Raw genomic sequence first — 18,794 nt, 5'->3', positions numbered from 1 at the left:
CGGGCTCCTCGGCGGCCCGGATAGGATCTGAGCCACCGGACCTGGGGAGACATCGATGACGCCAGTGGCAGGACAGGGCGCGAGCCCCGGTGCGCCGCGCGCCGTGGACGTGGCCCGGCTGGCCGGTGTCTCCCAGAAGACGGTCTCCCGGGTCTTCAACGGCGAGCGCTATGTCTCCGCGGACGTGCGGGCCCGGGTGCACGCGGCCGCGGAGGAGCTCGGCTACCGGCTGAACAGCGCGGCCCGCGCCCTGGCCTCGGGGCGCACCCGCTCGATCGGCGTGGTCACCCTCGGAACCGCCCTGTACGGCCCCGCCTCCCTGCTCATCGGCATCGAGCGGGCGGCCCGCGACGCGGGGTACGCGCTCCGGGTCGTCAACACGCTGGAGGGCGATCCGGCAGGCGTCGCGGGAGCCGTGGAGTCACTGCTCGCCCAGGGCGTGGACGGCATCGTGGTGTCCGAACCGATCGACGAGGGATCGGTGACGCTCAGCGCCGGCGTGCCGGTCCTGGTGCTCGGGGCGCCCGCCTCCTTCGGCGGCCCGCGGGCCGTGACCGTGGGCGTCGGCGCCGAGTCGCTGGCCCGGGCGGCCACCGAGCACCTGCTGGACCTCGGACATGTGACGGTCCATCATCTGGCCGGTCCGCAGCGGTGGTTCGCCGCCCGGGACCGCCTCCACGGCTGGCAGGCGGCGCTCGCCGCCCGCGACCGGGAGCGGCCGGCCGTCATCGAGGGCGACTGGTCGGCAGCCTCCGGATACGCGGCGGGCCGGGCACTCGCCGTCGAGGGCGAGGCCACCGCGGTGTTCGCCGCCAACGACGACATGGCCGTCGGCCTGATCCGCGCCCTGCTGGAAGCGGGCCTGCGGGTGCCGGAGGACGTGAGCGTCGTCGGCTTCGACGACATCCCCGTCTCCGCCTACGTCACCCCGCCGCTGACCACCGTGCGCCAGCCCTTCGACGCCGTGGCCCGCGAAGGGCTCCGCCTCCTGGTGCGGGCCATCGAGGAACCGGACGCCGAGCCGGACCCGGCGGGCGAACCACCGGTCGAACTCGTCGTCCGCGCCTCGACGGCACCCCCGCCGCCGTCCGGCCGGTAGCGACCGGACAACGCGTTCCGGCCTTGGGAGAGAGCCTCTCCCAGGGCCGGACTCAGCGGCTCGTCACCTCTCCCGTGCGTACGGCGCCACCGCGATCCGGTCGATCAGCGGTGCGTACCGGGAGCGGAGCAGCACCCCGGGGAAGGTGTCCGACGCGTAGGTCGTGCCGTCGAAGTCGGGCAGTTCCTCGGACCGGAAGGAGATCGTGTTCCGTCCCTTCTTGAGGGTGACCGGCACGGTCAGCTCCCAGAAGTCGTTCTGGTGGAAGGTGTGCGGGAAGCCGACCCGCTGTATCGCGCCGCCGTTGACGGAGATGTCCGCGTGCCGGGCCAGCGGGTCCGGGTTGTAGTGGGTGGCCTCCGACTGCTCGGGGTTGGAGTAGCGGACGCGCAGCGCGTACAGGCCGGCCTTGTCCGCGGTGACGTCGAAGGTCGCGGTGTTGCCGTTGCCCGGGGCGCCGCCGATGCCGGTGATCGCCGTACCGTCGGTCGCCAGGGACAGCGGCGCGAGGGAAGCCGTACCGGCCAGCCTGGCGTCCTGCGCCTCGTAGGTGCGCACCGGCAGCGCGCCCTCGGTGGGCGTGACCGTCAGCCGGTCGACGAGGGTCGGGGCCGAACCGCCGGTCACCGTCACCTTGTTGACGCCACCGGAGAGGGACACCGCCACGGCCCGCCGGTCCTTGGCCAGCCGCAGCACCTCGTGCCCGTTCACCGAGACCCGGCCGTCCGCGCCGCCGAGGGCGTCGACCCTGAGCGTGGCCTCGCGGTCGGCGGGGGAGTAGACCCAGAACGTGGCCGTCTGGCCCTTCGCGAGCCGGGCCGCGCCCGAACCGGTGGCCGCCCGCTTCGGCAGGTCGTAGACCGGCAGGCCGCCACCGCCCAGCCAGGCCAACTCACCCTCGTACACCCGGGTGTCGGCGGACGCGTCCGGCAGGGACAGCGTGAGCCGGTCCACGATGGCGTCGCCCTTCGTGGCCCGCTTGCCGTCGAGGCTCTTCGCGGCGAGCGTCAGGGTGTGCTTGCCCTTGGTGAGCTTCACCTTGGTGTCGGTGTGGTCCCACACCACCCACTTGTAGCCGAGCGGCAGATACAGCTCCTGCTCGCCGGTGGCCTGGCCGTCGACGCGCAGGAAGACGTTGGTGGGGCCCTGTTCCTTCACCTTGTCGAAGGTGTTGAGGGAGTTGGCGAAGACGCTCAGGTCGTAGGTGCCGTCCTCCGGCACGTCCACCGGGAAGTCGAGCGTGACGTCCGAGCCGGTGCGCAGCCCGCCCACGTCGTACCCGCCGGAGGTGTAGAACTTCGACACGTCCGAAGTCGAGCCCTCGGGGCCGTTCCTGGAGTAGCCGGACCCGGTGTGCGCCGCGTCCTCCGCCTCGTAGGACCCTTGCCAGCGCACCGGCGCGGTCTGCGTGCCCTTGGCCTCGCCGGCCGGGCTGAGGACGATCTCGTACGCCGAGGACTCCTTCAGCGTCGGCAGGGTGCCGTCACCGAAGTCGACCGTGACCGTGCCGTCGTGCGCGACCTTCAGGTTCCGCTCGGTCAGCAGCTTGGGACCGGAGTTGTCGCCGATCTGCCCGCTCCACTCGATCTCGCGGACCCAGGCGTGCACGTTCTTGCCGAAGAGCTTCTTCGGGACGCCCGCGAAGGTGATGTGGCCCTTGCCGGTGGAGCCGCCGAAGAGCAGCCGGGCCTGCTTCTTCTTCTCGTCGAGGGTGGCCACGCCCTGCATCGTGTAGTTCTGGCCGGGGAACGGCGGGGTCACCGAGACGGTGTGGCCGCTCAGCGAGGCGTAGGAATTGAGCAGCCACCACTGCCCGTTGCCCCGGTTGGACTGCACCGCCGAGTCGGAGAGGTTGCCGTCGATGTTCCAGTACGCGATGTCGGCGTCCACCTTGGACTCCTCGATCGCGGAGACCCACTGGATCATCTGGCCGGGGACGGAGGTGTGGTAGTTGAAGGCGTACTCGTTGATGTTGACGGGGAGTTGGGTGCCCTCACGGTCGGTGCCCTTGAACAGCTCCTTCTCCCACGCCCGGTACTTGGCGACGCTCGCGCGCACCGCCTCGGGGTGGCTCAGCTCGTGCCAGGTGATGACGTCCGGGAGGGTGCCGGCGGCCAGGGCGTGGGTGAGGAACCCCTTCACCTGGTCGTACAGGACACTGGTGTTGGGACCCGCGATCCGCGCGTCGGGCATCTTGCCCTTGATGAGCTTGTACGCCGAGTCCCAGGCGGCGAAGTAGTCGTCCGGGTCGTTCAGCCAGCTGACCTTGTTGTAACTCCACTGCCCGGTACCGAACATGTTGCCCTCGGGCTCGTTGAACGGCACGAAGACGATGTTGTCCTGGTACTGCTTCGGCAGCTGGAGCACTTGGTCGACCTGCTTGGCGATCTTCTGCTCGTACAGCTTGAGCTTCTCCGCCGGGGTGTCGCCGGGCCACTCGTAGGGGAAGCCGCGGTGGATGTCGGTCATGTAGATGTAGACATCGCCGTCGGTGGAGTCGGCCAGCGGCCTCACCACGTCCAGCGCGTCCGCGCCGGGGTGCTGCGGGCCGTCCTGGGCCTTGGTGGAGACCGTGCGCAGGCCCATGCCCTCGATGAGGTTGTTGGTGGGCACGTCCGGTCCGTACACGCCGTAGAGGGTGCCGGAGGCGCCGCCGTGGAACGCGCCGGTGTCGGAGCCGAGGTCGACGGTGAGCGCCCCCTCGCGGACCACGGTGACGGTCGCCCGCACGGCGCGTCCGGCCGCCGTGCCCGCCACGGTGAAGGTGCCCGGCTGGGCGTACTTCTCGGACGGCACGGCGTCCCAGGCGATCGGCGCGTCACGGTCGTAGCCGTCGGAGAAGGAGGCGCGGACGGCGGCGGGGAGCGACGGGGCGGTCCCGGTCGTCGTACGGAGGTCGAAGGACGTCTGCGTGAGGTCCTGGAGGGTGGGAACGCTGCCGACCGTCCCGGCCACCTGCTCGGGGGTGAGCGCCGCGTGCCACACCGTGAAGTCGTCGATCGAACCGTTGAACAGCGGGTCCTCGTAGAACGACTTGCCGATGTAACCGGCGGCCGTGGCCGAGCCGTCCAGCAGGTCCGTGGCCTTGACGCCGGTCTTGGCCGAGGAGACCGGGACGCCGTCGAGGTAGGTGGTGACCCGGCCGGCCGAGGTGTCGAGGGTGACGGTCACGGTCCGCCACTGGTTCGCGGGCAGCGGCGCGTACCCGCTGACCTGCGCCTCCCCGCCCCCTCCCGAGGTGGTCGCGGCGGTGCGCAGGACGCTGCCGTTGGAGGGGGTGGTGAAGAGGTACTTGGTGGTGTTGGTGCCCAGGTCGAAGATGCGCTGCCAGGCCGACTGGTCGTTCCCCCACTTCACGCGGGCGGAGACGGTCAGGTCGCTCGCGCCGGCCAGCACCTCCCGGGGCAGCCGGACGTACGCGCCGGTGGAGGAGGGGGCTCCGCCGGGGAGGGCGAGGGCCTTGCCGCCGTCGGCGCCGGTGACGGACTGGGCGGTGCCACCGTTCACCAGGCTCGCCGTCAGACCGTTGCCCGAACTGTCGGTGATCTTCCCGGTGGTGAGGTCGTCCTGGTCGAAGGTGTAGCGGGCGACGGGCCCGGGCGGCTCGGCGGCATGCGCGGGGACGGCGGGTGCGGCCAGCAGGCCCGCGCCGAGGGCCAGTGCCAGGCCGGCCGGGGCACGGCGGCGCGTGGATCTGTCAGCGGATGGCATGGATGCGTCCTCAATCGTCGGGGGGAAACAGGCTCCGCCCGCCCGCCTCCATGGTCGAACCGGTTCGACTTCATCAGCTGAGGAAGGGGGGAAACGGCCTGGGTGTGCGGCTGGGGCGGCTCTGGCGGCTCTGGGAGACGGGGCTGGGGGGTGCTGTGGTTCGGCTGTGTCGAACCGGTTCGGCGAAGCTAGCACCGGGACCTGAGGCCAGCAATCCCTTGGACACGGGGATCTGGGCGGTTGGCCCGATCGGTCGGCGGTTGCGTCCCGGGTATTGACAGGCGGCCGGTCGGTTCCTACGTTCACTTCACGCGAACCGGTTCGACAGCCGGTCGCCCGTCCCGAGGAGTCGCCGTGAACATCGGTGAGATCGCCCGGCGGGCCGGTGTCTCGCGCAGCACCGTGTCCTACGCGCTGAGCGGCAAGCGGCCGGTGTCCGAGGACACGCGCCGCAGGATCCAGCAGGTCGTCGACGAACTGGGTTACCAGCCCAGCGCCAGCGCCCGCGCCCTGGCCAACGGGCGGACCAGCACCATCGGCCTGGTCTTCCCGCCGGCCGGCAACCACTACACCGGGATGCAGCTGGACTTCATCGGCAGTGTGGTGGAGGCCGCCGCCGCCCACGACTACGACGTGCTGCTGTCACCCAGCGGCATGGACAGCGACCGTTCCTTCCAGCGGCTGCTGGGCGAGCGGCGGGTGGACGGCGCGATCCTGATGGAGATCAGGCTGGAGGACGACCGGGCCGACCACCTGGCCGCGCTCGGCTTCCCCTCCGTCGCCATCGGCCGCACCGCCAACGCGGAGGACGGCTGGTACGTCGGCCTCGACCACACGGCACTGGCGGCGGCGTGCGTCCACCACCTCGCGGACCTGGGCCACCGCCGGATCGCGTTCGTCAACCGGCCCGAGCAACTCCTGCGCACCGGCTACGAGTCGGCGCACCGCGGCCTGGACGGCTTCACGAAGGCCGCGGCCGAACGCGGGCTGACGGTCCGGACCTACTGCTGCGCGGACGACGCGGCCGCGGGCCAGGCCTGCGTGGAGAGGATCCTGCACGACGACCCGGCCACCACGGCCCTGGTCACGCTCAACGAGGCCGCGCTGGGCGGTCTCTACCGGGGGCTCGCCCAGGCGGGCCGCCACGTACCGCGCGACTTCTCCGTCACCGGCGTCGTCGCCAACCGCTGGGCGGAGACGGTGACCCCGCAGCTGACCGCGGCCGACGTCCCGGCCGCCGAGATGGGCCGGCTCGCCGTCGACCTGCTGATGGAGCGGCTCGGCCACCCCGAGGCCCCGCCCCGCCACCACCTCCTCATCCCACCGATCTCGCTGCGCGCCAGCACCGGGCCCGCGGGGGCCTGATCACGCGGGGGCCTGACCACCGCCCGTAACCCGCACTCCGCGTCACGCCTGAACCCGCACCCCGCACCCCGCACTCCGCCTCACGCTCGACCCCGCACCCCGCACCCCGCACCCCGCACCCCGCACCCCGCACCCCGCCTGACCCCGCGCTCACGCTGTACCCACCTCACGCACGAACCGCCTGAAGGCGCCGTTCGTCGCGCCCGCGCACCCTCCCGACCCATCGCCGCGGCACCCGCATGCCCCGAACCCGAAGGAACCCGCCATGAACAGCTTCTCCGGACGGCGCCGTCCGACCGCCGCGATCCTGCTCGCGCTGGCCGTCGCCACCACCGCCACGGCCTGCGGCTCCGGCTCGGGCGGCAGCACGACGAAGGCGGCCGACAGCGGCACGTACACCGTCTGGGACCCGTACCCGCAGTTCGCCAAGGGCTCGGCCTGGACGAACCTGCTGGACAAGTGCGGCACCGAGGCCGGCGTCAAGATCAAGCGGACCGGCTTCGACACCAGCGACCTCGCCAACAAGACCCTGCTCGCCGCCCAGCAGGGCAACTCCCCGGACCTCCTCGTCGTCGACAACCCGGTCGTCTCCACCCTGGCCGACGCGGGCGTCCTCACCACGACCGACGAGAACAAGCTGGACACCTCGAAGGTCGACCCCAACCTCCTCGCGGCCGGCCAGTCCGGCGGCAAGACGTACGGCACCCCCATCGGCGCCAACACCCTCGCCCTCTACTACAACAAGAAGGTGCTCGAGGACGCGGGCGTGGACATCGCCTCGGTCAAGGACTGGCCGTCGCTGACGGCGGCCCTGGAGAAAGTGAAGAAGGCCGGCAAGAAGGGCATCACCTTCTCCGCGATCGGCACCGAGGAGGGCAGCTTCCAGTTCCTGCCGTGGTTCTGGGGAGCGGGCGCGAAACTCACCGAACTCGACTCCGCCCAGGGCCAGTCGGCGCTCTCCCTGTGGAACGACTGGCTGAAGGACGGCTACGCCCCGAACTCCGTCCTCAACAACACCCAGACCACCAGCTGGCAGGAGTTCGCCACCGGCGACTACGCGTTCGCGGAGAACGGCACCTGGCAGCTCGCCAACGCCAAGAAGGCCGGCTTCGAGTACGGCGTCCTCCCGATACCCGGCGCCTCCGGCGGCAACGCGCCCGCCCCGACCGGCGGCGAGTTCGTCACCCTCCCGGTCCAGAAGGACACCGCCCGCTACGCCACCTCCCAGAAGCTGGCGACCTGCCTGACCAGCACCCAGAACCTGTACGACACCGACACCACCCTGTCCTACGTGGCGCCCACCACCGAGGTACAGGACAAGCAGGTGGCGGCCGACGCCGAGCTGAAGCCGTGGGTCGCCGCGGTCCGCACGGCCAAGGGCCGCACCAGTGACGACCTGGGCACCAAGTACCCCAAGATCTCCGAGCAGTTGTGGAAGGCCGTCCAGTCCGCCCTCAGCGGCTCCAAGTCCCCGAAGGTCGCGCTGACCGACGCCCAGTCCGCCGCCAAGTGAGCACTCCTCGGGGTCAGTTGATGAGCCGCACGACCCAAGCGCCGCCCCCGCGGACCACCGAGTCCCGGGGTGCGGCCCCCGCACCCAGGCGCCGGCCCGCCTCCCCGCAGTGGGCCGCCTGGGCCTTCCTCGCCCCGGTGACCCTCTACCTCGGCCTCTTCTACGCCTATCCCCTCTACCGCAACCTCGACCTGAGCCTGCGCGACTACACCGTCCGCTCCTTCGTCCAGGGCGACGCGCCCTTCACGGGACTGGCCAACTACCGGAAGATCCTGGACGACCCGACCTTCGCCCCCGCTTTGCTGCACACCGTGGTGTTCACCGCCGTGTGCCTGGTCTTCCAGTACGCCATCGGCCTGGCGCTGGCGGTCTTCTTCAACCAGAACTTCCGGCTCTCCGCCACCCTGCGGGCCCTGTTCCTGGTGCCCTGGCTGCTGCCGCTGATCGTGTCGGCGTCCACCTGGTCCTGGATGCTGAACAGCGACTCCGGCATCGTCAACGCCCTGCTGAGCGCCCTCGGCATCGGCCCCGTCAACTGGCTGACGTCGCCGTCCTGGTCACTGACCTCGGTGATCATCGCGAACATCTGGATCGGCGTCCCCTTCAACCTGGTCGTGCTCCACAGCGGCCTCCAGTCCATCCCGTCGAGCCTGTACGAGGCGGCGGCGCTGGACGGGGCGAACGCCTGGCAGCGCTTCTGGCGCATCACCTTCCCGCTGCTGCGCCCGGTCTCCGCGATCACCCTGCTGCTGGGTCTCGTCTACACCCTCAAGGTCTTCGACATCATCTGGATCATGACCAAGGGCGGCCCGGCGGACTCCTCCACCACCTTCGCCACCTGGTCCTACCGGCTCGGCTTCGGCAACCTGCTGCCCGCCTTCGGCCCGGGAGCCGCCGTGGGCAACCTGCTGGTGGTCGCCGCCCTGGTCTTCGGCCTCGTCTACGTGCGGGTCCAGCGGAAGCAGGCACTGTCATGACACGACCCCTGAAGACGGCCCTCGGCCTGCTGCTGACCGCGCTCATGCTCTTCCCGGTCTACTGGATGATCAACGTGTCCTTCACCCGCGACCAGGACATGCGCAAGAGCCCGCCCGACCTGTTCCCCGTCCACGGCACCCTGGCCGGCTACCGGACCGTCCTCGACGAGCAGTTGCCGTACCTCGGCACCAGCCTGGTCATCGGCCTCGGCACCGTCGTCCTCACCGTGGCCCTGGCCGCCCCCGCCGGCTACGCGCTCGCCAAGCTGCGCCCGCGCGGCGGCGGAGTGCTCAGCTTCCTCCTCCTGGCCGCCCAGATGATCCCCGGCATCATCATGGCGATGGGCTTCTACGCCATCTACCTGCAACTCGGCATGCTCCAGTCCGTCCCCGGACTGATCGTCGCCGACTCCACCCTGGCCGTTCCCTTCGCGGTGCTCATCTTCACCGCGTTCATGTCCGGCATCCCCGGCGAACTCCTCCAGGCCGCCCAGGTGGACGGGGCACGCGCCCTGCGGACCTTCTGGTCGGTGGTCCTGCCGATGAGCCGCAACGCCGTCGTCACGGTCTCCCTGTTCGCGTTCCTGTGGTCCTGGTCCGACTTCGTCTTCGCGGGAACCCTGGTCAACGGCGGCGCCCACGAGCCCATCACGCTCGGCATCTACCACTACATCGGCAACAACAACCAGGAGTGGAACGCCATCATGGCCACCGCCGTCGTGGCCTCGCTGCCGGCCGCGGTCATCCTCGTCCTGGCCCAGCGCTATGTCGCCGCCGGTGTGACCGCCGGCGCCGTCAAGGACTGAGACCGCCCCCACCGTCGCCCCCCACCGCTTGAGAAACGAGAAACCCCTTCATGACCGTCGCCCGTTCCGGCCCGGCCTTCGACGTCCACGACATCCCCTTCAGCGCCCACGGATCCTGGTTCGGCATCTCCCCCGTGGTGGCGGAGAAGACCCGCGCCGAGGACCTCCACCTCGTCTCCCACCAGAACGGCATGCACGCCGTCCTGAGCCTCGTGCCGCTCGACCCCGCGACGGGCGAGCGGGCCGGGACCCTGGTCGAGGCGACGCCGGGCCTGCTGAGCTGGACCGGCCCGGACGGCGGGGTCGATCTCGTCTACGAGTCGCCGGACACGGTACGACTGCGGGGTGCGGGTCCGTCGTTCAGGATCTCGGCGGCCGCCCGGACCCTGACCCCGTTCAGCGGCACGTACTTCTACCGCGAACCGGGCGCCGACGCCTACGTGTTCACGTCGTACGAGACCGGCCGCCGCTACCGCGTCACCGTCCTTGCCGGCACGGTCGAGGTGTTCGGCAGCCAGGCACTGGGCGCCGCCGACCGCGGCCTCACCGTCGCGGGCGACACCTGGGAGCTCGCGGTCGAGGAGCTCGACACGGCCCGGCCCCCCTATGTCCCGACAGCGGCCTTCGCCAAGGTCGTGGAGACCGCCCGCAACTCCTTCGCGGACTTCGCCGACACCGTGGCCCCCTGGCGCTCGTCCGCCACCCCGGCCGCCGAACTCGCCGCCTACGTCCTGTGGTCCGCCACCGTCCGCCCGGCCGGGCTCGTCACCCGGCCCGGCGTCCTGATGTCCAAGCACTGGATGGACAAGGTCTGGAGCTGGGACCACTGCTTCAACGCCCTGGCGCTGGCCCCCGGTTGCCCCGAGCTGGCCCGGGACCAGTTCCAGCTGCCCTTCGACCACCAGGACGAGACCGGGGCACTGCCCGACTCGGTCACCCACTCCGAGGTGCTCCACAACTTCGTCAAACCCCCCATCCACGGCTGGGCGTTCGGCCTGCTGCGCCGTCGGCTGCCCGCACCCCCGGACCGGACGGAGCTGACCGGGACGTACGACAGGCTGGAGCGCTGGACGGAGTTCTGGCTCACCGCCCGGCGCGCCCCCGGCGCCGACCTGCCGCACTACCAGCACGGCAACGACAGCGGCTGGGACAACGCCACGACCTTCGACCCGGAGCGCGTGGTCGTCACCGCGGACCTGGCCGCCTTCCTCACCCTCCAGCTCCGTGAACTGGCCGAACTGGCAGCGCTGTTGGACCGACCGGACGACGTGCTGCGGTGGACGCGGACCGCCGAGGAGACCCAGCGGGCGATGCTCGACCAGCTCTGGACGGGTGACCGGTTCGTCGCCCGGGGCGTCGACAGCGGTGACACCTGGAGCACCTCCAGCCTGCTCGACCTGATGCCGATCGCGCTGGGCGAGCATCTGCCGGACGACGTGGGCGGGGTGCTGGCCGACCGTATCGAGGCCCATCTGACCCCGTACGGACTGGCCACCGAACGGCCGGACTCGCCGCACTACCTCGCCGACGGCTACTGGCGCGGCCCCATCTGGGCCCCCGCCACGATCCTGGTCGAGGACGGCCTGCGCCGCGGCGGCCACGTCCGGCTGGCGGACGAGATCAGCGCCCGCTTCCGCGCCCTGTGCGAGGCGCACGGCTTCGCCGAGAACTTCGACGCCCTGGCCGGCACCGGGCTGCGCGACCGCGCCTACACCTGGACGGCCGCCGCCTATCTCCTCCTCGCCGAGGCACATGCCCTGCGGGACGCCGGGTGAGGTCCCTCAGGCCAGGGTGACCTCGACCGGCAGCTTCTTGATGCCGTTGACGAAGTTCGAGCGCACCCGGGGGACCTCACCCACCAGCCGGATGTCGGCGAGGCGCGGGATCAGCTCCTCGAACATGATCCGGATCTCGGTGCGGGCGAGGAGGTTGCCCAGGCACAGGTGCGGGCTGCCCTTGCCGAAGGTGACATGGTCGTTGTGCTGCCGGGCCACGTCGAAGTCGTACGGGTTGCCGAAGACCTCCTCGTCGCGGTTGCCGGAGGCGTACCACATGACGACCTTGTCGCCCTCCCTGACCTGCCTGCCGCCGAGTTCGACGTCCCGGGTCGCGGTGCGCCGGAAGTGGTAGACGGGGGAGGCCCAGCGCAGGAACTCCTCGACCGCCGTGGGGATCAGGGACGGGTCGTCCCTCAACCTCGCGAGCTGCTCGGGGTGTTGGAGCAGGGCCAGCATGGAGTGGGTGATGGTGTGGCGGGTGGTCTCGTTGCCCGCCACCACCAGCAGCAGGAAGTAGTTGTCGAAGTCCTGCGCGGAGAGCGGGACGCCGTCGCGCGGGGTGGTGTTGACCAGCTTGGACACCAGGTCGGTGCCCTCCCCGCCGCGCCGCTGCCGGGCCAGCTCGCGGCCGTACTCGAAGACTTCGAGCGAGGCGGGGGACCGGAACGGCAGATCGCGGTACTGCTCGCTCTCCGCGCTGTGCAGCAGGACGTCCGCGTAGTCGGGGTCGGTGTTGCCGATGATGCGGTTGCCCCAGTCGATGAGCCGCTGGTTGTCCTCGGGCGGGACGTCGAGGAGGCGGGCCAGCACGTTGATGGGGAAGTCCGCCGAGACCTCCTTGACGAAGTCGAAGCTCCCCTTGGCCAGCGCCGCGTCCAGGGTCTTCGCGGTCAGCCCGCGCAGGAAGTCGGTGTAGCTGTTGATGACCCCGGCGCCGAACTGGCGCTGGATCACACTGCGCAGGGCGCGGTGGCGGACCCCATCCAGCTCCAGGATCGAGGCCCGCTTCCTGATCTGGTCCTCGTCGACCTCCTCCAGGTTCACGAACCTCGTGGAGGTGAAGGTCTCCGCGTCCCGGTCCACGCGCGCGATGTCCGCGTGCCGGGTGACCGCCCAGAAACCGGAGTTGGGCGCCTCCTCGGGCTGCCAGTGCACCGGGTCCTCGTGGCGCAGGGTGTGGAACATCCGCCAGGGGGTGATGCCGTCGGTGAAGTGGTCGAGGTTCGCGAGGTCGACGTCCGCGAGGGGCATCGGCTCGATGGCGGTGGTTGCTGTCGTCATCCGGGAGTCCTTCACAGGTGGTAGGCGTACTCGGTGAACTCCCAGTCGGTGACGTGCCGTTGGAAGCGTTCGACCTCGTTGCGCTTGTAGGAGAGGTAGGAGGTGGTGAACCCCTTGCCGAGCAGGTCGGTCAGGGCGGTGTCGGCCTCCAGCGCGTCGAGCGCGGCCGGCAGGTCCTTCGGCAGCACCGCGGACCGCGCGGTGTCGTAGCCGTAGCCCTCCAGAGGGGCCGGCGGTTCCTCGCCCGCCTGGATGCCGAGCAGGGCGGCGGCCAGGGTGCCGGCGACGAGCAGGTACGGGTTGGCGCTCGCGTCACCGAGCCGCAGTTCCAGCCGGGACCCGGAGCCGCGCTCGGGCGGGACGCGCACCATCGCGCTGCGGTTGTCGAGGCCCCAGTCGATCAGCCAGGGGGCGAGGGTGTCGGGGCCGAAGCGTTTGTAGGAGTTGACGGTCGGGTTCGCGAGGGCGGCGAGCGCGGGCGCGTGCGCCAGGATTCCGGCGAGGGCGTGCCGGGCGGTGGCCGAGAGGCCGTGGGCGCCGGCCGGATCGTCGAAGGCGTTGCCGCCCTCCGCGTCCTGGCAGGACAGGTGCAGATGGAATCCGGAGCCCCCCGCGTCCCCGAAGGGCTTGGCCATGAAGGTGGCCAAGTTGCCCTCCCCGCGGGCGAGTTCCTTCACGGCGGCCTTGAAGCGGAAGGCCCGGTCGGCCGCGTCCAGGGCCTCGGAGTGGGTCAGGTTGATCTCGTACTGGCCGCCGTCGAACTCGTGGTTGCCGGTGACGACGCCGAGTCCGAGGTCGCGCAGTTGCCTGAGGGTGCGCAGCAGGTGGTTGCCGGGGTCGGCGCGCAGTCCGGCCGTGTAGACGGCACCGGTGGTCTCGGGGGCGCGCCGCCAGCCGGCCGGGGTCCCGGGCGCGGGCTCCAGCAGGAAGTACTCCAGCTCGGGTCCCACGACCGGACGCAGCCCCTGTGCCGCGCACCGGGCCAGCACGGCCCGCAGCAGATCGCGGGGCGACTCGGCCGCGGGGCCCGACGTCGCCGGGTCGGTGACTTCGCCGAGACAGACGGCCACCCCGGGCTCCCAGGGCAGGGCGGCCAGCGTCGACAGGTCGGGCCGTACGCACACGTCCGGCAGCCCGGCGTCCAGGCCGCCCGCCACCGGGACCACGTCCCCCTGCGGGCTGGTGTGGTAGACGGCCTTGCAGAAGGCCAGACCGTGCTCGCAGGCCGCGGGCAGATGGTCCACCAGGACGTCCCGGGCGCGGTCGGTGCCGATGAGGTCCGGATAGATCACCCGCACCACGTCGATGCCGTCGGCGGTGAGCCGCTCGACGTGCCGGCGGATGTCTGGGGTGTCGTGAGCGCTCACCGTGCCTCCTTGGGCGGCTGGGGCAGCCTCGGGCTTTCGTTTGAACCCGAACGTTATGGAGGGGGACCGCCTCCCGCAAGGGGTGGGCGCCAATAATTTATCCACCTGGATAGGTATTGACCAGGGGGTGGCGCATGCCTACCTTGTTTGAAGCCAAACGAGTTAGGGGCATGGTCTCCGTGCCCCTTTGGCCGGGGCCCGGCCGTCACCGGCCGGGCCCCACTTCGCCCCTTCGCTCCCGCTCCCTCAGGAGGACCGGCCATGAAGGTCGTCGTCGACATGAACAAGTGCCAGGACCACGGCCAGTGCGTCTTCGCGGCCCCCGACGTCTTCTCGATGGACGACGACGGACACCTGCTGTACGTCCCCGACCCGGACGACGTGCTGCGTGACGAGGTCGAGGAGGCCGCGGACGTGTGCCCGCTCCAGGCGATCCGGATCGAGGGCTGACATGGCCGCCGGCATCGTCGTCGCGGGCGCCTCCCTGGGCGGCCTCCGCGCGGCCGAGCACCTGCGGGCCGCGGGCTGGACCGGCCGGATCACCGTCGTCGGCGACGAACCGCACATGCCCTACAACCGGCCCCCGCTGTCCAAGGAGGTCCTCTCCGGCAAGGCCCCCTTCGCGTCACTCGCCTTCACCCCCAAGCCGGCCGCGGCCGACGTCGAGTGGCGCCTCGGCACCCGGATCACCGCGGCCCGCCTCGACGAACGGACCGTCACGCTCGACGACGGCTCCCTGCTGCCCTACGACGGTCTCGTGGTCGCCACCGGCATGCGCCCCCGCCGGCTGCGCTGCCCCGGCCCCCTCGCCGGCCGGCACACGGTCCGCACCCTCGACGACGCCCGCCGGCTGCGGGACGAGCTGACCCGGCCGGGCGTGCGCGTGGTCGTCGTCGGCGCCGGGTTCATCGGCTGCGAGGTCGCCGCGACGGCCGTGGCGCTCGGCGTCACCGAAGTGACCGTCGTCGACCCGCTGCCGCTGCCCATGGTCGGCCCGCTCGGCGAACTCCTCGGGCGCGCGCTCCTGAAGCGGCACGAGGAACGCGGAGTGCGTTTCGCACTGGGCGCGGGAGTGGCGGGGTTTCACGGCGACGAGCGCGTGACCGGAGTCGAACTGTCCGACGGCACGGTCCTGGCCGCCGACGTCGTCGTCGAGTCGGTCGGCTCGCAGGCCAACACCGAGTGGCTGGACGGCAACGGCCTCGACCTGAGCGACGGTGTGCTGACCGACGAGTCGCTGCGGGTCGGCGGCCGGTCCGAGGTGGTCGCCGTCGGGGACGTGGCCCGCTTCCCCAACGCCCGCTACGACGGCGTCCCCCGCCGCGTCGAGCACTGGTCGATCCCCACCGACACCGCCAAGCACGCCGCGAAGACCCTGGTCGGCGCCGGTCCCGGGCCCTTCGCCCCGCTGCCCACCTTCTGGAGCGACCAGCACGACTTCCGGTTGCAGTCCTTCGGCGCGCCGGCGCTCGGCCTCGCGGACGTCCGGGTGCTGGACGGCGACCCGGCCGGTGACGTCCTGGTCGGCTACCACGCCGACGACCGGCTGGTCGGTGTCGTCGCGCTCGGCGGACAGCCGGCCGCGAGGCTTGCCGCCCGCTACCGCGCCCACCTGCTCCAGCAGCCCGCCCTCACCGCCTAAGGAACCCCTGACATGTCCGCTGTGCGTGGCTTCTTCCACCCCAAGACGGCGAGCGGCACCTCGTCGCTGATCCCCTCGCCCCCCTGGCGCTACTCCGGCGACCTGCTCACCGTCGAGTACCGCACGGACCCCGCGCGGGTACGCGAACTGCTCCCCGAGCCCCTGGAGCTGGCCGACGAGGACCCCGGCGCCGTCGCCCTGATCTGGGCCGACTGGCAGTCCTGCTCGGCGACGGGGGAGGAACTCCTCGACCCCGTCCGCTCCCAGTACAAGGAAGCCTTCGCCGTTGTCCGCTGCACGTACCGGGGCGAGACCTACTCGCGGTGCGTGTACATCTGGGTCGACAAGGACTTCGCCGTCGCCCGCGGACTCCACCAGGGCTATCCGAAGAAGCTCGGGTCGATCCACCAGACCCGTCCGCACCCGTACGGGCCCGCCCCGCGGATCGAGGCCGGGGCGCGGTTCGGCGCCACCCTCGCCGCCGCGGACCGGAGGCTCGCGCAGGCCGTGGTGACCCTGCGGGAGCCTTCCTCGCACAACGGGTTCGTCAACGCCCACCCCATGGCCCACCACCGGTGGCTGCCGTCGATCGAGAAGGGCAAGGGGTTGGCCCTCGACGAGCTGATCGAGACCGGGGCGGCCTCCTTCGAGGGTGGCCGACCCTGGGTCGGGGACGCCGAGTTGGAGCTGTTCGAGGCGCCGACCGAGGAACTGGCCCGGCTGGAGATCCGGGAGCCCGTCGCCGCGTACTACCGCCAGGTCGGCGTCGTCTGGGACGGCGGCCGGCTCCTGGAGTCCGGAACCTCCGGAGCCTCCGGATCCGAATGAGCCCCCTACCCCGCGCAGCACTTGGAGACCGGACATGACCGAACACACCCTCACGGTGGCCGGGGTCGCCGTCGACACCCGGCACTGGATCGGCGGCGAACGCGTCGCCTCCGCCGAGACCTTCACCGATGTCTCGCCCATCGACGGCGCCGAACTCGGCGAGATCGCCCGCGGCGGTCCCGCCGAGGCCGCCGCAGCGGTCGCCGCGGCCAAAGCCGCCTTCCCGGCCTGGGCCGCCACCTCCCGCGCCGAGCGCGCCCGCATCCTGCACGCCGTCGCCGACGGCGTCGAGAAGCGGCTCGAAGAGCTGGCGATCGTGGAGACCACCGACAACGGGGCACTGCTGCGCTCGCACCGCCGGGGCGTGATGCCACGCGTGGCACACAACTTCCGCTTCTTCGCGGACTGGTTGCTGAAGCTGGACCACGAGGACTTCGAGACCCGCGGCCACACCAACCACGTCTCCTGGGACCCGGCGGGCCCCTGTGTGCTGATCACGCCGTGGAACGCCCCGCTGATGCTCGCCACCTGGAAGGTCGCCCCCGCCCTCGCGGCCGGCGACACCGTGGTCCTCAAGCCCGCCGAGTGGTCCCCACTCACCGCCTCCCTCCTCGCCGACATCGCCGCCGAGGCCGGCCTGCCCGCCGGCGTCCTGAACGTCGTCCAGGGCTACGGCGCCGAGATCGGCGACGCGCTCACCTCGCACCCGGACGTGCGCCGCATCAGCTTCACGGGCTCGGTGCCGACCGCGCAGCGCATCGCCGCCTCCGCCGCCGCCCGGCTCACCCCCCTGAGCCTCGAACTCGGCGGCAAGTCACCGCTGTTGGTGTTCGCCGACGCCGACCTGGACCTCGCGGTCGACCTCGCGGTGGAGCAGTACGACAACGCCGGGCAGGTGTGTCTGGCCGCGACCCGCATCCTCGTGGAGGAGCCGATCGCGGAGGAGTTCACCCGGCGCTTCGTCGACAAGGCGAGCCGTCTCCAGCAGGGGGACCCGCGTGACGAGACCACCGACATCGGCCCGAACATCCATCCCCGCCAGCTGGAGAAGATCGATGGCTTCGTGCGGCGGGCCCTCGCGGCCGGGGCGCGGGCGGTCATGGGCGGACACCGCGAGGGGGACCAGTACTACGCGCCGACGCTGCTCACCGATGTCGCCCAGGACTCGGAGATCGTCCAGGAGGAGGTCTTCGGACCGGTCCTGACCCTCCAGACCTTCACCGACGAGGACGAGGCGGTCCGCCTCGCCAACGACACCCGCTTCGGGCTCGCCGCCACCCTCGCCACCGGCTCGCGGGAGCGCGCCGACCGCGTCACGGCACGGCTCGTCGCAGGCACGGTGTGGGTCAACTGCTTCTTCGTCCGCGACCTCCAGGCACCCTTCGGCGGCTCCCGCCACTCCGGGGTCGGCCGCGAGGGCGGCACCTGGAGCTTCGACTTCTATTGCGACCTGAAGAACACCGTCACCGCGCCGAAGGGGTTCAAGGACCATGGGTGAGATCGTCGGGGCGGGGCTCCTCGCCCACGTCCCCACCATCGTGCTCCCCGAGGAGGAGCGCCGGGAGCTGAACGAGGGCAAGGAGATCACCCTCGTCACCGGCCTCCGGGAACTGCGCCGGGACGTCTTCGAGCGCGACGACTACGACACCGTCGTCGTCCTCGACTCCCACTGGGCGACCACGGTCGAGTTCGTGGTCACGGCCCAGCAGCGCCGCGCCGGCCTGTTCACCTCGGAGGAACTGCCGCGCGGCATGTGCAGGATGCCGTACGACTTCCCCGGCGACCCCGAACTCGCCCGCAACGTCGAGAAGTCCGCGGACAGGCACGGCACCTGGATCACCGCGATCGAGGACGCGTACCTGCCGATCTACTACGCCACCATCAACCTCTGGAAGTACCTGGGGGAGGGGCTGCCCGACAAGCGCTGGGTGACCATCGGCGTCTGCCAGACCGGCGACATGGAGGACCACCTGCGCCTCGGACGGGCACTCGCCGACGGCATCGCCGCCACCCCCGGCCGCCGGGTCCTGCTCATCGCGTCCGGCGCCCTCTCGCACACCTTCTGGCCGCTGCGCGAACTGCGCGACCACGAGGCGAGCGACCCGGTGCACATCCGCACCCCCGAGGCCCGGGAGGCGGACTTCGAGCGCATCGCCTGGTTCAAGGAGGGCCGGCACGACAAGGTCCTCGACACCATGGACGCGTTCTGGAAGGTCAGGCCCGAGGCGAAGTTCTTCCACTACCTGATGATGGCCGGCGCCCTCGGCGAACAGGCCTGCACCGCGCGGGCCCGCCAGTACGGCGAGTACGAGAACTCCGTCGGCACCGGCCAGGTCCACCTGTGGTTCGACCGCCCGGCCGACGGCTGGACCGGCACGGGGGCACCCGTGGCCGCCGTACCCCACCACCCGCACCGTCGCCCTTAGG

The 18,794-nt window shown here is 71.4% G+C and carries 14 protein-coding genes; 11 read left to right on the top strand and 3 right to left on the bottom strand.

Going from position 1 to position 18,794, the window contains the following annotated elements; all coding sequences use genetic code 11:
• The first annotated feature begins 55 nt into the window (after positions 1–55).
• Positions 56–1,099: a LacI family DNA-binding transcriptional regulator gene (locus AC2XR2_RS05855; RefSeq protein ID WP_491514492.1), complete on the top strand. Its 1,044-nt coding sequence runs from the start codon at positions 56–58 to the stop codon at positions 1,097–1,099.
• A 63-nt stretch (positions 1,100–1,162) separates the two neighbouring features.
• On the opposite strand, the gene AC2XR2_RS05850 is transcribed toward AC2XR2_RS05855, so the two are convergent.
• Complete coding sequence (locus AC2XR2_RS05850; protein ID WP_491514491.1) at positions 1,163–4,810, bottom strand: LamG-like jellyroll fold domain-containing protein; 3,648 nt, start codon at positions 4,808–4,810, stop codon at positions 1,163–1,165.
• Between the two features lie 354 nt (positions 4,811–5,164).
• On the opposite strand from AC2XR2_RS05850, the gene AC2XR2_RS05845 reads away from it, so the two are divergent.
• The 5 genes from AC2XR2_RS05845 to AC2XR2_RS05825 all read left to right on the top strand — a co-directional run bounded on the left by AC2XR2_RS05845 (position 5,165) and on the right by AC2XR2_RS05825 (position 11,246).
• Positions 5,165–6,175: a LacI family DNA-binding transcriptional regulator gene (locus tag AC2XR2_RS05845; RefSeq protein ID WP_449352929.1), complete on the top strand. Its 1,011-nt coding sequence runs from the start codon at positions 5,165–5,167 to the stop codon at positions 6,173–6,175.
• A 265-nt stretch (positions 6,176–6,440) separates the two neighbouring features.
• Positions 6,441–7,688 carry a sugar ABC transporter substrate-binding protein gene (locus AC2XR2_RS05840; protein ID WP_491514490.1) on the top strand — a complete coding sequence of 416 codons (1,248 nt, stop codon included), beginning with the start codon at positions 6,441–6,443 and terminating at the stop codon, positions 7,686–7,688.
• Positions 7,689–7,708: 20 nt separating this feature from the next.
• Entirely contained in the window at positions 7,709–8,665 is a 957-nt protein-coding gene (locus AC2XR2_RS05835; protein ID WP_491514489.1) for a carbohydrate ABC transporter permease, read from the top strand.
• On the top strand, positions 8,662–9,471 hold the full coding sequence (locus tag AC2XR2_RS05830; RefSeq protein WP_330268474.1) for a carbohydrate ABC transporter permease: 810 nt from the start codon (positions 8,662–8,664) through the stop codon (positions 9,469–9,471). Before AC2XR2_RS05835 ends, AC2XR2_RS05830 begins: the two co-directional genes overlap by 4 nt.
• Before the next feature lie 50 nt (positions 9,472–9,521).
• Entirely contained in the window at positions 9,522–11,246 is a 1,725-nt protein-coding gene (locus AC2XR2_RS05825; protein WP_491514488.1) for an amylo-alpha-1,6-glucosidase, read from the top strand.
• Positions 11,247–11,252: 6 nt separating this feature from the next.
• Here the strand turns inward: AC2XR2_RS05825 and AC2XR2_RS05820 are convergent, their stop codons facing one another.
• Positions 11,253–12,530 (bottom strand): cytochrome P450, encoded by a 1,278-nt coding sequence (locus AC2XR2_RS05820; protein ID WP_491514487.1) that lies wholly within the window; start codon positions 12,528–12,530, stop codon positions 11,253–11,255.
• 11 nt (positions 12,531–12,541) lie between these two features.
• Positions 12,542–13,897 (bottom strand): glutamine synthetase family protein, encoded by a 1,356-nt coding sequence (locus tag AC2XR2_RS05815; protein ID WP_381299629.1) that lies wholly within the window; start codon positions 13,895–13,897, stop codon positions 12,542–12,544.
• Between the two features lie 261 nt (positions 13,898–14,158).
• Here AC2XR2_RS05815 and AC2XR2_RS05810 point away from each other — a divergent pair, with 261 nt between their 5' ends.
• Genes AC2XR2_RS05810 through AC2XR2_RS05790 form a run of 5 tightly spaced genes read left to right on the top strand, consistent with a single transcriptional unit; the run spans position 14,159 to position 18,793 of the window.
• The gene (locus AC2XR2_RS05810; RefSeq protein ID WP_491514486.1) at positions 14,159–14,347 is read left to right on the top strand and encodes a ferredoxin; all 189 of its coding nucleotides are present in this window, start codon (positions 14,159–14,161) and stop codon (positions 14,345–14,347) included.
• Position 14,348: 1 nt separating this feature from the next.
• Positions 14,349–15,539 carry an NAD(P)/FAD-dependent oxidoreductase gene (locus AC2XR2_RS05805; protein ID WP_491514485.1) on the top strand — a complete coding sequence of 397 codons (1,191 nt, stop codon included), beginning with the start codon at positions 14,349–14,351 and terminating at the stop codon, positions 15,537–15,539.
• A 12-nt stretch (positions 15,540–15,551) separates the two neighbouring features.
• Positions 15,552–16,367 carry an acetoacetate decarboxylase family protein gene (locus AC2XR2_RS05800; RefSeq protein WP_381299627.1) on the top strand — a complete coding sequence of 272 codons (816 nt, stop codon included), beginning with the start codon at positions 15,552–15,554 and terminating at the stop codon, positions 16,365–16,367.
• A 34-nt stretch (positions 16,368–16,401) separates the two neighbouring features.
• A complete protein-coding gene (locus tag AC2XR2_RS05795) occupies positions 16,402–17,865 on the top strand; it encodes an aldehyde dehydrogenase (RefSeq protein WP_491514484.1) in 1,464 nt (487 codons plus the stop codon).
• A complete protein-coding gene (locus tag AC2XR2_RS05790; RefSeq protein ID WP_381299625.1) occupies positions 17,858–18,793 on the top strand; it encodes a 3,4-dihydroxyphenylacetate 2,3-dioxygenase in 936 nt (311 codons plus the stop codon). The genes AC2XR2_RS05795 and AC2XR2_RS05790 overlap by 8 nt, the downstream gene beginning before the upstream one ends.
• Position 18,794: the final 1 nt, after the last annotated feature.

The sequence above is a fragment of the Streptomyces sp. LS-MS-L19 genome, from assembly GCF_058382285.1.
Note: the sequence above shows the minus strand (reverse complement) of the source record. Positions and strands in the feature narration are given on the sequence as shown.